The following is a 14088-nucleotide window of genomic DNA, read 5'->3' as shown; positions in this document are numbered from 1 at the left end:
CGGGTCTGTCGTTTTCGGGCTCAGTCGACATAGGTCACCCGCCCCTGCCATCTTGATGGCGCCTCAAGCTGCCAGCGTGCCAGCTCGCTCTTGCTGAACAGGTATTCGCCACGCTGGGCGGCGCGGGGTGAAAGAGCCTGTGGCGCCGTGCCCGCCAGTATGGCATTGGCCAGCTCGGCCGCCTTCTCCCCCTGGGTGTGGCCGTCGAGCACCAGGCCGCCTATGGTGCGGTGCGGCCCCACCGCAAACTCCCAGAAACCAAACAGGGGCACAGGGCTGTTGGCGCTGGTCCAGGCCAGCACCTGCTGCTCGCTCACATGGAGCCCCTGCTCGTCCGTGAGGGTGTGATAGAGGCCGAGGAAGATAGCTTCATAGCCGTTCTGCCGACTGGCGAGCACCACCTCCTGCCAGCGCCGGTAGTCATCGATCTGCTGGTTGTTGACCCTGGTCTGGCCGACCCGCTGCTCGTCGGGGGTCGTGAACTCATCCTCTATGGCGGTGCGCGACACCCCGCTCGCATCGAATAGCACCAGCGCCTTGCCCAGCCCCCCCATCAGCTGGCTCATCTCGCTGATGTTGCGCTTGAGCAGGGGCCGCTCCAGCACGCCTGTGATCTGGGGATGGCCGACCAGCCCCTTGTGGCGCGGGTTTTCGTTCATGCCGAGAAACACCACAGGGGTGCCCAGAGCGGCGATGGGGCGGGCGAGGGCGTTGATGGCGTTGTCATCGCCGAGCACCACCAGGGCCGGTTTGCGCGCCTGATAGGCCGCCATCCCCTGGCTGACGAGCTGCTCCCGGGTCTGGTGAGGTTGACGCTTGGTATCCAGGTAGAAGTGGCTGATGTGATGCTCGCCCTTGAGGTGCTTCTTCAGGCCGGCGCTGTAGCTTTGATCCCACAGATTGGCCTGATGGTAGCTGCTGATCACCAGGATCTCGGCGGCCATCAACTGGAGCGGGAAAAGGGCTAGCAGGAGCAACACCTTGGTCACGTTCATCTTCCATTGGCAGGACACTGCACCCATTATGTGCGTTCCGGCTCCTTGATGCCTTAGTCAATTGTTGTCAGATGGTGCCATTCTTTCTTGGCACCCCTCATCGGGCGCCAGCCCGCACCCCGTCTGGGATGCACAGGAATAGCCTCTTTTGGCGCTGGTTGTGAACTGCGCCACTCCTTCCAAAACCTGTTCTGGATCAAGAAACGGGCAATCGCTTTGGGGCCTAATAGCTACCACATATAGGGGTCAGCATAAAAAAAATGCCCATATATAGTGTTATCAAGCTGTGCATAAGTCGTCTCTCTCTCAGCGTCAGCCCTGGCCTCTCACGCCTCGGCTGAATGCATGTGCGCCGGGGCTAGGGTGTGGAGAAGGGGACTCAACAAGGGTGAGCCCAGGGTGGCTGCCAGGCCTTTAATGCGGGGAAAATCGATGAAACCGGTAGTGATCAAACGTGATGGATGTCGCGCACCATTCAATGGCCAGCTGATCGCCGAGGCAGTGAGCCGGGCGGCGGAAGCGGTCAATCAGGCCAATCCGGCGCTGGCCGAGCGTATCTCAAGCGCGGTCAGTCAGGAGCTGGAAGGGCGGGGTGAGGTGGATATCCACGAGATCCAGAACCGGGTCGAGAACCACCTGATGGCTTCCGACGACAAGGCCATCGCCCGTGCCTACATCGAATACCGTCACGACCGGGATCAGGCACGCGAGGCCCGCGGCCGGCTGGCCCAGGAGATCCGTGGCCTGGTGGAGCAGACCAACGCGGCCCTGCTCAACGAGAACGCCAACAAGGACTCCAAGGTGATCCCGACCCAGCGCGACCTGCTGGCGGGCATAGTCGCCAAGCACTACGCCATCAGCCACATGCTGCCCCGCGAGGTGGTGCAGGCCCACGAGAGCGGCGATCTGCACTTCCACGATCTCGACTACTCCCCCTTCTTCCCCATGTTCAACTGCATGCTGATCGACTTGCAGGGGATGCTGACCCACGGCTTCAAGATGGGCAATGCGGAGATTGATACCCCCAAATCCATCAGCACAGCCACCGCCGTCACCGCCCAGATCATCGCCCAGGTGGCGAGCCACATCTATGGCGGCACCACCATCAACCGCATCGACGAGGTGCTGGCCCCCTATGTGACCATCAGCTGGCAGAAACACAAGGAAGTGGCCGAGGAGTGGGGTATTGCCGATGTGGACGCCTACGCCATGGCCCGCACCGAGAAGGAGTGCTACGACGCCTTCCAGTCCCTGGAGTACGAGGTCAACACCCTGCACACCGCCAACGGCCAGACCCCCTTCGTCACTTTCGGCTTCGGCCTGGGCGACAGCTGGGAGTCGCGGATGATCCAGGGGGCCATCCTCGGCAACCGCATCGCTGGCCTTGGCAAGAACAAGAAGACAGCCGTCTTCCCGAAACTGGTGTTCGCCATCAAGGATGGCCTCAACCACAGGCCGGGGGATCCCAACTACGACATCAAGCAGCTGGCGCTGGAGTGCGCCTCCAAGCGGATGTACCCGGACATACTCAACCATGACCAGGTAGTGAAGGTGACCGGCTCCTTCAAGACCCCCATGGGCTGCCGCTCCTTCCTCGGCGCTTATGAGGAGAATGGCGAGCTCATTCATGAAGGGCGCAACAACATAGGGGTGGTGAGCCTCAACCTGCCGCGCATTGCCCTCAAATCCCGTGACGAGGCGGATTTCTGGGACAAGCTGGATGCGGCCCTGCGCGTGGCCAAGCAGGCGCTGATGTACCGCATCGAGCGACTGGATGGCGTCAAGGCGCGGGTCGCCCCCATCCTCTATATGGAAGGGGCCTGCGGTGTGCGGCTGAAAGCGGACGACAACGTCAGCGAGATCTTTAAAAATGGCCGCGCTTCCATTTCCTTGGGCTATATCGGGGTGCACGAGACCATCAACGCCCTGTTCGGCACGCAGACTCATCTGTTCGATAGCGATGTGCTGCGGGAGAAGGCCATCGCCATCATAGCGCGGCTCAAGGCGGCCACCGACGAGTGGAAGGAAGAGACAGGCTACGGCTTCAGCCTCTACTCCACCCCGAGCGAGAACCTCTGCACCCGCTTCTGCCGCATCGACGCCAAGGAGTTCGGCGTGGTGGCCGGGGTGACCGACAAGGGTTACTACACCAACAGCTTCCACCTCGATGTGGAGAAGCAGGTGAACCCCTACGACAAGCTGGACTTCGAGGCGCCCTATCCGCCCATCGCCAGCGGCGGCTTCATCTGCTACGGCGAGTACCCCAACATCCAGCACAATCTGGAAGCGCTCGAGAACGTCTGGGACTACAGCTATGACAAGGTGCCCTACTACGGCACCAACACCCCCATCGACGAGTGCTACGACTGCGGCTTCACCGGCGAGTTCGAGTGTACCTCCAAGGGCTTTACCTGCCCGCGCTGCGGCAACCACGATCCGGCCAAGGTGTCGGTGACCCGCCGTGTCTGCGGCTACCTCGGCAGCCCGGATGCGCGCCCCTTCAATGCGGGCAAGCAGGAAGAAGTGAAGCGCCGGGTTAAGCATATGTAAGTGCGGCGATGAAGCAGCTGGCCCCTGTCAAGGGGCCATTTTCATTGGATACTTGGCATGAAGGGCACCCAATTTTTCTATCGGCATGCCTATGTGACCATGCCGCCTTCCCCATGAAGGAGGCAGGAAACAAGCGATGCACTATCACCAATATTATCCGGTCGATGTGATCAATGGCCCCGGCACCCGGGCCACCCTGTTCGTGTCGGGCTGCGAGCACCAGTGTCCGGGTTGCTACAACCAGAGCACCTGGCGGCTCGATGGGGGCAAGCCGTTTGATGAGGCGATGAGCGATCGCATCATTGGCGACCTCAACGACACGCGCATCAAACGGCGGGGTCTGTCGCTCTCGGGCGGCGATCCGCTCCACCCGGCCAACGTCCCCCAGGTGCTGGCGCTGGTGCAGCGGGTGCGGGCAGAGTGCCCCGGCAAGGACATCTGGTGCTGGACCGGCTATCTGCTTGGCGAGCTCAGCCCGGCCCAGCGCGAGCTGGTTTGCTTACTGAATGTGCTGGTGGATGGCAAGTTCGAGAAGGAGCTGGCCGACCCCGGCCTGCTCTGGCGCGGCAGCAGCAACCAGATCATCCACGACCTCGACGCCTGGCGTGAGCAGGGGTGAGCGAATTCCCTGTCTGGTTTGCAGTTGAAGCCCGGGATGTTTATGGTTAGCCCATCCAATCCATGACATCTTTCATGAGGAACCCTGAGATGAACAATCTGCTCAAGATCCTGCTGGCCATCTTCCTGCCGCCGGTCTGTGCCTTTATCCAGGTGGGCTTAAGCCTGCACTTCTTCATCAACATAGTGCTGACCCTGCTGGGCGGCCTGCCCGGCATGGTGCATGCGCTCTGGCTGGTGGTGAGCGACAAGCGCGGCTGATGCCAGCGGATGGTTAGTGAGCTTATTGACGATAAAAGGGCCAACCTCTCGGGGTTGGCCCTTTTGTTCATGTTCATACGAATACTTTTTCGTTAGGATGGGTGACTGACCAATGGGCCGCGGTTGACACTGCCCCCTGCAGCCGGCAACAAGCACCGGCACAGAACAAGGAGTGTTACATGAAGTGGAAAGTCGCAGTATGGTCAGGTCTGGCAGTGACACTGTTGCTGGGGTGCTCATCCCGTCAGGAGGTGGCGCACGAGCCGCCCGATCGGATCCTCCGAGCAGCTTGTCCAGCTACTGGGTTCAGGAGAAGCAGTGGTCATGGCTTGGCAACCGGTGACGAGCCGCGCCCTGCCGGCCAAACCGGTCAAGGGGTATGTGGAAGTGCGCTATCAAATCGACTCCAGCGGCACGCCGGTCAAGCCGGAAGTGGTGGCGGCCGAGCCCCCGGCGAGCTGGAGCAGAGCGCGCTGGCGACCCTCTCGCGGATCCGCTATAGCCCGGCAGAGGGCAACCCGGATGCCATTCCGGTCGAGGTGATGGGCTTCGACACGAGATTGAAGTGGATCCCCCATCACTCTGATGCCAGCGAAAGAGAGACCCCGGCCAGGCCGGGGTCACGTTTATTGCTGTTTGCAGTCGTTGTAGGCGGTCTGCCACTCGCCATCCTTGTCGCGCATCTCGACAAAGCCCTCATCCCCTTGTTCCACCAGACGGCCTCATGTTCGTCCGTATAGCGGGCACCGGAGGCCGAGACGGCCTGGGGCAGGGTGTAATCCTTGCCATCGGGCAGTGACAGCTTGATAAAGTTCAGGCTCTCGTCGGAGAGGGAGAAGTAGCGCACCTGCACCTTCTTGCCCTGCTCGCACAGATAGGTGACCGGCTCGCCACCGGTCACGCTCAGGGTGCCGGCGCCGCGTTCGCAGCCGCTCAGCAGGGTCAGGCTCGCCCCCCCATGCCCAGCAGCCGAAGGTTGGCTTGCTTTCATGTTGCAGTCTCCATCGGTGTCATCCGGGCATGAGACTAACAGCTTGCCAAAGGGGCGCAATGCGCCTCGACCCGGCGTCTGCGTCGATATGCGTCCATGGGCGTCAAAAGAAGCGCAGGCCGCGGCTCGATGCAGGCCGAGTCTGGCCTCGAAGGCGCGCACCAGCGCCTCGTAATGCCGAGGATCTGGCTGTCGATGGTCTCATCGAACTGCAGCCCAGATGATCGCTTTGCAGCAGGGCGCTTGGCCATTGCCTCGCCCTGGGGATGGGCGCGGCCTTAGCTTGATGTCTCCCAGAAGCCGTCGATGGCCCGCTTGTCCACCTTGACCACCTTCCCGCTAGCTGTTTTTGCTGATCACCGTCTGGAAGAACCCGGCATCTCGTTCATCAGGATGTAGTCGACCCGGCCTGTGCACCAGCATCTCGATGATCTGGGCGTCGGATCATGGCCTGGTTGCCAATGCGGGTGATCCTGGGGTTTTCCATGAAGTCGGTGGGGTAGGTGTTCACAGATCATGCCCACCGTCTTCTGTTCCAGCGAGGTGAGCGGTGCAGATCCCGGCGCGGTTCGCGGAGCACTTTGAGGAAATGCCGCTGTGGTCGCGCAAGAAGCTGTGAACATGGGCCTGGTGCGCAGCGGAAGTCCTGGGCGCTCAGCGGTTCTCCTCGGTGATGGTGCTCCAGCAACGCCGCTATGCCGCGCAGCTCCGCATCCACCAGGCTGTAACCGCCCCAGAGCGCATTCTTGCTGGGCAGCATGGCGGCGTTGGGGTAATCGGTCAGAAAGTCGGCTATCTCCTGCTGCAGCTCGGGGCCAGAGCGCTTGTCCACGTGGATCAGGTAGTGGTTGCTGTGGTGGTAAATCGCCTTGAACAGGCGCTTGAACTGATCGGGATAGCGATGAACCAGAATGAGGTAGGCAATCATGTCTATGTGTCCTGTGTGGGCGGCAGGGCGGCGCCAACCAGAACACAGCCTCAGGCCGCAGGCTTGATGCCGGTTCTCGTGGTCTGGCCGCTGTCGCAGAAAAAACGGGTGGATGCAGATAACAACAGTGAGAGCCGGCTGCGACAGGGAGGGATGCGCCTTATGGCATCGGGTCAATACAGCGGGTCTGGCGACATCAGGTTGAGGGTGAGAGGTGGGCAAGGGCTGCCCTGGCTGGCGACTCTTTTGCATGACAAGCCTGTCATCAGGTGCAGAGCGCAATCGGCCGGTGAGTGAGGGGCCACAGTAGCACGGTTCCGGCCAGGTTCGGCATTTATCGCCTGCGCTGCAAAATCGTCACTCAATGGAGCCAAGATCTGCTCTCCATATTCACCTCAGTCTCGCAGGCCAGCACCTTTGTCACAAAAAAACGCCCCGCAGGGTTGCGGGGCGAAAGACAGCACATCCTTGGCCATTGGAAAGGGGATCAATAACCGAAGCGGGTTGCCTCGAAACGGTTGAGCAGACGGTGGATGAGATAACAGGCCAGCAGGGTGGCGACGATGGCGAACAGGATGCTGCTGACCCGGTAGAGGGCGCTAAACACCAGATCGTTGCCCGGGGTCAGGTACTGACCAAACAGTATGCCGAGGGTGGTGAGGGCGCCGAAGCCGACCCCGGAGCCGCTCGCCTCCTTCACATGGGCATGGCTGAACAGCATGGCGCCGAGCCAGAGCAGGGGGGTCACCAGCAGCAGCAGACCAGACCAGTCATAGAGCACCAGCTGCCCCAGGATGCCGAAACTCACCCCCAGCAATGTGCCCATGGCGCGCTTGCGGGCATAGCTCAGGGCCCCGTCCCAGTGCATGGGGAAGAGCACCAGCAGTGTGGTCGCCTGGGCGGACATGGAGTCGCGCAGATCGAACAGCTGGAATACCAGGAACGACAGGGTGGCGATGCTGGCACCGAGCAGGGCCTCGTGGCGCATCCGGTGGGGGGCCTTGGGAGAGGGTGCGGGGGCGGGCCGCGGCTCCACATCCGGGATCAGGGCCGTCATCAGGTAGGCGATGAGCACCGACAGTATGCTGGCCCAGAGGTTGCTGAAGATGAGATCGTTCAGATCGGTTCCGGGGTAGCTGGCAAAGTGCAGCATGATGCTGAGGCTGAGCACGCCGTTGGCGCCAAACAGGAAGAGGCTGCCCCGGGACATGGCGGCGAAACGGTAGAGGAACAGCAAAAAGACCAGGGGGGTCATCAGCCCGGGATGACTGCCGAACAGGCCGCCCAGCAGGCCGACCTCCAGCCCGCACATGGCGGCGGAGGCGATAAGCTGGCGGGCGGCGTGGCCGTTCATCACCGGGATCATGCCGAGCAGCAATACCGGGGTGACGGTGAAGAAGACCCCGTTGCTCCAGCCGAAGATCTTGCACAGTACAAACCCCAGGGTGCAGCCGAAGGCGATGCGCAGACACTGGCGCAGCTCGTTGGCGGTGAGGGGTCTGTGCCACAGGTTCATGGTCGTCATCTCAGTAGATGTAGTGCAGCAGGCTGAGCAGGCGGATCTGGCCGCGGGCAAAGAGCGCGCTCAGGGCGTTGTCCGGCAGCAGCTGGACGGTGGCGCGGGCCCCGGCCGGCAGATGGGCGGGCAACTGATCCAGGGTCAGGTGCAGGCGCAGTCGCTGGGCATCCCGCACCCAGCGATCGGACTCGATGGGGTTGGCCAAGAGGCCGTTGGCGTCGAACTGGCCGGCGCTGACCCCGGCGTCCAGGCTGGCGACCCGGGCGGCATAGAGGCGGCCGGGCTCGCCGTCGAAGGCGACCAGCGCGCGGCTCTGCGGGGTGATGTTGCGCAGGCTCTTCTCGCGAAAATCGGCGATCACGTCCACCTGCTCCGAGACCAGGGCCAGCAGGGGAGAGCCCGCCGTGGCCACGCTGCCCGGCTTGAGCTGCAGGTTGGTGATGATGCCATCCTGGCTCGCATGGACCTGGCTGTAGGTGAGGTTGAGCTCTGCCTGGGCGAGACGGTTGCGCGCCTGGCGCAGCAGCAGGTTGTCATCACCGGCCAGGCCACGGTTGACGCGAGCCTGCTCCATGCGGGCCTGGCTGGCCAGCAGGTTGGCACGGGCGGTGCGGGCGGCGCTGTCGGCGTCATCTTTCTGCTGCTCAGAGACCATGTGACGGCGATAGAGGGTATCGATGCGCTCGGCCTCCCGCTGCTTCTGGGCGGTCTGGGTCTGCAGCGAGCTGAAGTCGGCGGCGGCGGCGTTCAGGGTCGCATCCAGCTGGCGATTCTGTTGCTCGGCCTGATCCAGAGCGAGTCTGGCCTGCTCGACCGCGAGCTCGAAGGGGGCCGGATCCAGCATGAACAGCAGATCCCCCTGTTTGACGTGCTGGTTGTTCACCACGGCAACCTCGACCACCTTGCCGCTGACCTGGGGCGCCATCTTGGTGACGACCCGGGTGGCCATGGCCTGGGGGGTGAGGGGCATCTTGATGTCGGCCAGCAGGAAGTAGCCGAACACCAGGATGAAGCAGGCCATGGCCCACTTGATCCAGCGTTTGAATTGTTGATCCGGGGTCATCTTATTCTCTCTCTTCATGCTGGGCACCGATCTTGCCGAGGGCATTGGCGGAGATGCGGTGCACTATCTCTTCAAACTGGGCCAGCTCCTGCTGGCTGATGCCAGCCAGCAGATCCCGGCGGACCTCCATGATGCGATCCTCGATCTTGTCGAGCAGCGCCTTGCCGGCCGGGGTCAGGGTGACGATGCGGGCGCGCTTGTCCTGGCTGCAGCAGTGGCGCTCGATAAGAGCCAGCTCTTCCAGCTGACCCAGGGTGCGCATCAGGGAGGGCAGCTCTATCTCCAGCGCCTCGGCCAGGGTCTTCTGGCTGAGGTGGCCGCCGAGGCGGCTCAGCTTCCAGAGCGCGGTCCAGCGCGGATGGGTCAAACCCAAGGGGGCCAGCTCGATATCGGCCACGGTGCGCCACAACCGGTGCAGTCGCCCCAGCTGTTCGGCGAGGGAGAGCTCGCGCAACATCTCCAGATCCTTTTTCATGGCAGACACCTCATATACTTAGCCTGCTAAGCATTATATTTATTTCGCAGGCTAAGTAAAGCGTGATTCAGCTCACATTCAGTTTCGGGGGCAGGGGACGCGGGGAGGGCAATGGTGCTTAAGGTTTCAATGTTTTTATATGGCTTTGCAGGCCCGCTAACCGACAGCGCAGGAGGGGATACGTAGAGTGGCGCCACACCACAAGCTGGAGCATAACAATGAAAAACCTCTCTACCCCCGAAGTACAGATGAAGGGCGCCTGGAGCGACCAGCAGATCGCCGGCATGCCCATGATGATTTTCCTGGGGCTCGCCACCTGCGTCCTCTACGCCGGCTGGAACGGCTCCCTGCCGCTCGGCATGGTCGGCGCCCTGGCGCTGATGTTCGTGCTCGGCACCCTGCTGAGCGAGCTGGGCGAGCGGATCCCCCCCATTCGGGAATACCTGGGGGGCGGCACCATACTCGCCATCTTCGGCGGCGCCGCGCTGTTCGAGTACAGGATTCTGCCGGTCGAGGCGGGTGAGGTGATCACCCGCTTCATGAAGGAGGGGGGCTTTCTGAACTTCTTCATCGCCAGCCTGGTGACAGGGTCTGTGTTCGGCATGAGCGGCGCCCTGCTCAAAAACGCCGCCATGCGTTACCTGCCGGTGATCCTGGGGGGCGTGGCCCTGGCGCTGCTGAGCGTCGGTCTGGTCGGCTCCCTGATGGGATACGGCTTCAAGAATGCGGTGCTGCTCATCGGTCTGCCCATCATGGGTGGCGGCATGGGCGCTGGCGCCGTGCCCCTGGTGGAGATCCTCTCCGGCCCCTTGCAGATGTCCAGCGCAGACCTGCTGTCGCGCATGGTGCCCGCCGTGGTGATCGCCAACACCCTGGCCATACTGGTGGGCTCCCTGCTGGCGCGCCTCGGTCGTCGTTACCCCTCCCTGACCGGTAACGGCAAGCTGATGGTCAAGGAAGACAGCCAGAGCGTCGCCGACGAGCAGGCTGAGGCGCCGACCCTGCAGAGCCTGGGTCTCGGCCTCTTCATCAGCTCCAGCATGTTCGTGCTGGGATCCTTGCTCGGCAACTTCATCCCCATGCACCCCTTCGCCCTGATGATACTGGCGGTGGCCCTTATCAAGGTGAGTGGTGTATTGCCCCGTCGTTATGAACAGGCGGCCGCCGACTGGTACCAGTTCGTGGTGAGCAACCTCACCCCCTCCCTGCTGGTGGGCATAGGGGTGGCCTACACCAGTATCCCCGAGCTCATCGGCGCCTTCTCGGTCAACTACTTCATCATGGTGCTGACCACTGTGGTCGGCGGCGCGCTGGGGGCGGCCCTGGTGGGGCGCCTGATAGGTTTTTATCCCATAGAGGCGGCCATCACCGGCGGCCTGTGCATGGCCAACATGGGGGGCACCGGCGACGTGGCCGTGCTGTCGGCAGCCCAGCGCATGAAGCTGATGCCCTTCGCCCAGATCTCCTCTCGCCTCGGTGGGGCCGTGATGCTGATCCTGGCCACCGCCCTCATCTCTCTGCTCGCCTGACGACCGGATACAGGAAAACGACATGAACGACATCATGATGGGCACCAGCCTGCCCTATGCCGAACGCAAGCGTCAGGGGCTGATGGGGCGCATGCCCCACAAGGAGGAGTCCCTCTCCCAGCAGCGCCGCCGCATCTACCGCCTGGTCTCGGCCATGCAGAGCCCCTTCGATCAGCACCTGCTGCTGCGCCAGTTGCAGGAGGACAACCCTGTGCTGTTTTACGATCTGGTGCGCCACCACCTGCCGGAGCTGCTGCCCATCATCTACACCCCTGTGGTGGGGGAGGCTTGCCAGCGCCACAGCGATCTCTACCTGCGCAGCCACGGTCTCTACCTCTCCTGGCACGACAGGGACGAGCTGGACGCCATCTTCGCTGCGGTGGAGCAGGAGGTGGACGTCATCGTCATCTCCGACGGGGAGCGGGTGCTGGGGCTCGGCGATCTCGGCATCGGCGGCATGGGGATCTGCATCGGCAAGCTGGCGCTCTACAGCGCCGCCGGTGGCATCAACCCGGCCCGCACCCTGCCCCTGTGCGTGGACGTGGGCACCAACAACCCGGCCCTGCTGGAGGATGACTCCTACCTCGGCTGGCAGGCCCCGCGCATCGACGGCGAGACCTACTACCACTTCATGGACAAGGTAGTGGTGGCCATCCATAAACGCTGGCCCCAGGTGGTGCTGCAGTTCGAGGACTTTGCCGGCAAGCATGCCGCCAACCTCCTGGCCCGCTACCGGAACGAGCTCTGCATGTTCAACGACGACATCCAGGGCACGGCGGCGGTGGCTTCCGCCTGCGTGCTGGCCGGGTTTGCAGCAGGCGGGCACCTCTTGAGTGATGCCCCGTGCTGATCGTCGGCGCGGGCTCGGCCGGTTGCGGCATCGCCGCCATGCTGGCCCAGCTGGCGGGGGGCAGCAGTGATGGCGTCTGGCTGTTTGATCAGGATGGGGTGGTCTGTGGCGATCGTCCCGCCTGACCCGCGCCCAGCAGCCGTTTGCCCGTGCCGTGGAGGAGGCCAACAGCTCGCTGCTGGAGACCATCCGCCAGGTGCGCCCGGCGGTGCTTATCGGGGTAAGCGGCCAGGGTGGCCTCTTTACCCGCGAGGTGTTGCAGGCGATGGGGGAGGTGTGCGAGCAGCCGGTGATCCTGCCGCTCTCCAACCCGACCCGCAGCGCCGAGGCCACCCCCGAGCAGGTGTGGGAGGCCACCGCAGGCCGTGCCCTGCTGGCCACCGGCAGCCCCTTTGCGCCGGTGATGGTGGCGGGCGAGCGGCGGGTGGTCTCTCCAGTGCAACAACGTCTATGTCTTCCCGGGCATTGGTCTGGGGGCCTGCGCGGTCAAGGCGCGCCGCATCAGCGATGGCATGTTGCTGGCCGCGGTGCGGGCGGTCGGCGCCTATCCGTTGCTGGCGGGCCGGCTGCTGCCCCCCATCGAACAGGTCGGGGAGGTGGCCCGGCGGTCGCCAGCGCGGTGGCACTGACAGCCCGTGAGGAGGGATTGGCCGATTTTGTGGCGATCCGGCACCTTTGATTGACCAGACCTGGTGGCATCCGCACTATTGGGCTGCATCCTGACGTTTTAAGGTATGTGCATGAAACTTCGCCACCAGCTGGTCACCCTGTCGCTCGGGCTCTCCCTGCTGCTGATCCTCATTTTGGGCAGCCTGCTGGCCCTCTTTATCCGTCATCTGCTGGAGAGCAACCTGCAGGATAAGGGGAGCGATTTGGCACGGGTCATGGCGGCCGATACCCGGGTGGTAGGCGCCTGCGCAGGGCGGTGATCCCGACCCTGCGCGACTATGTGGAGGCGGTCTGCAACCGCACCGATGCCACCTATATGGTGGTGACCGACGAGCATGGTCGCCGTCTCAGCCACCCCAACCCCGAGCTGGTGGGGCAGCAGTTCCGCGGCGAGGATATCTGGCCCGCGCTGCAGGAGCGGCGCAGTTACTGCTCCAGGGACAAGGGCACCATGGGATTGGCGATCCGCTGCTTCTCGCCCGGTGGTAGGTAGTGATGGCCGCGTCATGGGGGCTGTGGTGGTGGGCTATCTGATGCAGCAGGTGGAGGGCATCTATCATGGAGCGGGTGGCCCTGCTCATCAGCGCCATCGTGCGCGGTGCTGGGCTGCGGCCTGCTGCTGGCGCTCTGGGTGCAATACCTGCTGCGCAAGACCCTGCTGGATCTGGAGCCGGAGGCGATTGTGCGCCGCTTCACCCTGCAGGATCTGGTGCTGGAGCACATCACCGAAGGGGTGATTGCCCTCGATGGCCGCGGCATCACATCAAGATGCTCAACAGCGCCGCCAGCTATCAGCTGCGGCTGCCGGTCACCGGGCGCCACGCCCTGCTGGGGCAGTCCCTGGCCGAACTGGTGCCCCCCTGCCCCGTCTGGAGCAGGAGGGGGGGAGGTGAGCTTCACCATTCAGGGGGAGTCCTTCGTCGGTCGCTGGCAGGCGGTGCAGGGCAAGGCACCGGGGCGGTTGTGATCTTCAGTCGTCCCGAGGTGGCTGCCAGCCTGGGGATGCAGGTGACTCACCTGCGCCAGTATGCCGAGATGCTGCGGATCCAGACCCACGAGTTCGCCAACAAGCTGAGCAGCCTCTCCGGCCTGCTGCAGCTCGGTCATGTGGATCAGGCGGTGGAGCTGATCCAGCAGGAGAACGAAGCGTGCCAGACCATGCTGCAGGAGCTGCTGCGGCTGATCGACAACAAGCCGGTGGCGGGGCTTATTCTCGGCAAGTTTAGTCGAGCCCGCGAGCTGGGGGTGACCCTGGTAAGCTCGATCCCGACTCGGCGCTGGCGGAGTATCCGGCTGCCGTCTCGGTGGATCTCATCACCTGATCGGCAACCTGCTGGACAACGGCCTGCAGGCGGCCTGGCGCAACCGCCAACAGCGGCCGCCCCGGGTGCTGCTATCCCTGTGCGATGTGGGGCGGCGGTTGGTGATAGAAGTGGAGGACAGCGGCGAGGGGGTCGACGAGGAGCTGGCCGATCATCTGTTCGATTACGGAGTGAGTCGTCAGAGTGGCGATCACGGGGTAGGTCTGTTCCTGGTCAAGGAGACCGTGGGGCGGCACGAGGGTGTGATAGAATGGCGGCGAACCGCCGAGCAGACCACCCTGTTTGGTATCTACTTGAATAAAAACCAATTAATGTGAG

Annotated in this window: 10 protein-coding genes and 3 pseudogenes; 7 read left to right on the top strand and 6 right to left on the bottom strand. The window is 63.3% G+C overall.

The features are described 5' to 3' along the window. Nucleotides 1–20 precede the first annotated feature (20 nt). On the bottom strand, nt 21–995 hold the full coding sequence (locus tag ACF2JD_RS07035) for an ABC transporter substrate-binding protein (protein WP_440987213.1): 975 nt from the start codon (nt 993–995) through the stop codon (nt 21–23). A gap of 432 nt (nt 996–1427) precedes the next feature. On the opposite strand from ACF2JD_RS07035, the gene nrdD reads away from it, so the two are divergent. From nrdD to ACF2JD_RS07015, 4 genes are all read left to right on the top strand, one after another. Then, nucleotides 1428–3545 (top strand): anaerobic ribonucleoside-triphosphate reductase, encoded by a 2118-nt coding sequence (gene nrdD, locus ACF2JD_RS07030; protein ID WP_440987078.1) that lies wholly within the window; start codon nt 1428–1430, stop codon nt 3543–3545. A 136-nt stretch (nt 3546–3681) separates the two neighbouring features. After that, the gene (gene nrdG / locus ACF2JD_RS07025) at nt 3682–4164 is read left to right on the top strand and encodes an anaerobic ribonucleoside-triphosphate reductase-activating protein (protein ID WP_440987077.1); all 483 of its coding nucleotides are present in this window, start codon (nt 3682–3684) and stop codon (nt 4162–4164) included. An 89-nt stretch (nt 4165–4253) separates the two neighbouring features. Continuing rightward, nucleotides 4254–4424 (top strand): YqaE/Pmp3 family membrane protein, encoded by a 171-nt coding sequence (locus tag ACF2JD_RS07020; RefSeq protein WP_042074281.1) that lies wholly within the window; start codon nt 4254–4256, stop codon nt 4422–4424. A 324-nt stretch (nt 4425–4748) separates the two neighbouring features. Then, nucleotides 4749–4967, top strand: coding sequence for a hypothetical protein (locus tag ACF2JD_RS07015; RefSeq protein WP_440987076.1), 219 nt, complete (start codon nt 4749–4751; stop codon nt 4965–4967). Between the two features lie 83 nt (nt 4968–5050). Here the strand turns inward: ACF2JD_RS07015 and ACF2JD_RS07010 are convergent. The 5 genes and pseudogenes from ACF2JD_RS07010 to slyA all read right to left on the bottom strand — a co-directional run bounded on the left by ACF2JD_RS07010 (nt 5051) and on the right by slyA (nt 9400). Next, a pseudogene (locus ACF2JD_RS07010) lies at nt 5051–5415 on the bottom strand (MliC family protein). Nucleotides 5416–5929: 514 nt separating this feature from the next. Then, nucleotides 5930–6343: a beta-1,6-N-acetylglucosaminyltransferase gene (locus ACF2JD_RS07005; protein WP_440987075.1), complete on the bottom strand. Its 414-nt coding sequence runs from the start codon at nt 6341–6343 to the stop codon at nt 5930–5932. Nucleotides 6344–6830: 487 nt separating this feature from the next. Next, nucleotides 6831–7859 (bottom strand): DUF2955 domain-containing protein, encoded by a 1029-nt coding sequence (locus tag ACF2JD_RS07000; RefSeq protein ID WP_247627039.1) that lies wholly within the window; start codon nt 7857–7859, stop codon nt 6831–6833. Nucleotides 7860–7869: 10 nt separating this feature from the next. Next, nucleotides 7870–8925 (bottom strand): HlyD family secretion protein, encoded by a 1056-nt coding sequence (locus ACF2JD_RS06995; protein ID WP_408818700.1) that lies wholly within the window; start codon nt 8923–8925, stop codon nt 7870–7872. Nucleotide 8926: 1 nt separating this feature from the next. Beyond that, entirely contained in the window at nt 8927–9400 is a 474-nt protein-coding gene (slyA, locus tag ACF2JD_RS06990) for a transcriptional regulator SlyA (protein WP_042040713.1), read from the bottom strand. Between the two features lie 218 nt (nt 9401–9618). Between slyA and ACF2JD_RS06985 the strand changes: the two genes are divergently transcribed. The 3 genes and pseudogenes from ACF2JD_RS06985 to ACF2JD_RS06975 all read left to right on the top strand — a co-directional run bounded on the left by ACF2JD_RS06985 (nt 9619) and on the right by ACF2JD_RS06975 (nt 14087). Next, on the top strand, nt 9619–10929 hold the full coding sequence (locus ACF2JD_RS06985) for a 2-hydroxycarboxylate transporter family protein (protein WP_440987074.1): 1311 nt from the start codon (nt 9619–9621) through the stop codon (nt 10927–10929). Between the two features lie 22 nt (nt 10930–10951). Continuing rightward, nucleotides 10952–12502: pseudogene (maeA, locus tag ACF2JD_RS06980) on the top strand (oxaloacetate-decarboxylating malate dehydrogenase). Between the two features lie 17 nt (nt 12503–12519). Next, nucleotides 12520–14087: pseudogene (locus ACF2JD_RS06975) on the top strand (ATP-binding protein). Nucleotide 14088: the final 1 nt, after the last annotated feature.

The sequence above is a fragment of the Aeromonas ichthyocola genome (assembly GCF_046087985.1).
Classification (GTDB): domain Bacteria; phylum Pseudomonadota; class Gammaproteobacteria; order Enterobacterales; family Aeromonadaceae; genus Aeromonas; species Aeromonas rivipollensis.
The sequence above is the reverse complement of the archived record's forward strand: the minus strand, read 5'-3'. Positions and strand labels throughout refer to the sequence as shown.

Excerpts from the sequence above, each read along its gene's own strand:
- ACF2JD_RS07035 (WP_440987213.1), bottom strand. The coding sequence starts at position 995 with ATGAACGTGACCAAGGTGTTGCTCCTGCTAGCCCTTTTCCCGCTCCAG.
- nrdD (WP_440987078.1), top strand. The coding sequence starts at position 1,428 with ATGAAACCGGTAGTGATCAAACGTGATGGATGTCGCGCACCATTCAAT.
- nrdG (WP_440987077.1), top strand. The coding sequence starts at position 3,682 with ATGCACTATCACCAATATTATCCGGTCGATGTGATCAATGGCCCCGGC.
- ACF2JD_RS07020 (WP_042074281.1), top strand. The coding sequence starts at position 4,254 with ATGAACAATCTGCTCAAGATCCTGCTGGCCATCTTCCTGCCGCCGGTC.
- ACF2JD_RS07015 (WP_440987076.1), top strand. The coding sequence starts at position 4,749 with ATGGCTTGGCAACCGGTGACGAGCCGCGCCCTGCCGGCCAAACCGGTC.
- ACF2JD_RS07005 (WP_440987075.1), bottom strand. The coding sequence starts at position 6,343 with ATGATTGCCTACCTCATTCTGGTTCATCGCTATCCCGATCAGTTCAAG.
- ACF2JD_RS07000 (WP_247627039.1), bottom strand. The coding sequence starts at position 7,859 with ATGAACCTGTGGCACAGACCCCTCACCGCCAACGAGCTGCGCCAGTGT.
- ACF2JD_RS06995 (WP_408818700.1), bottom strand. The coding sequence starts at position 8,925 with ATGACCCCGGATCAACAATTCAAACGCTGGATCAAGTGGGCCATGGCC.
- slyA (WP_042040713.1), bottom strand. The coding sequence starts at position 9,400 with ATGAAAAAGGATCTGGAGATGTTGCGCGAGCTCTCCCTCGCCGAACAG.
- ACF2JD_RS06985 (WP_440987074.1), top strand. The coding sequence starts at position 9,619 with ATGAAAAACCTCTCTACCCCCGAAGTACAGATGAAGGGCGCCTGGAGC.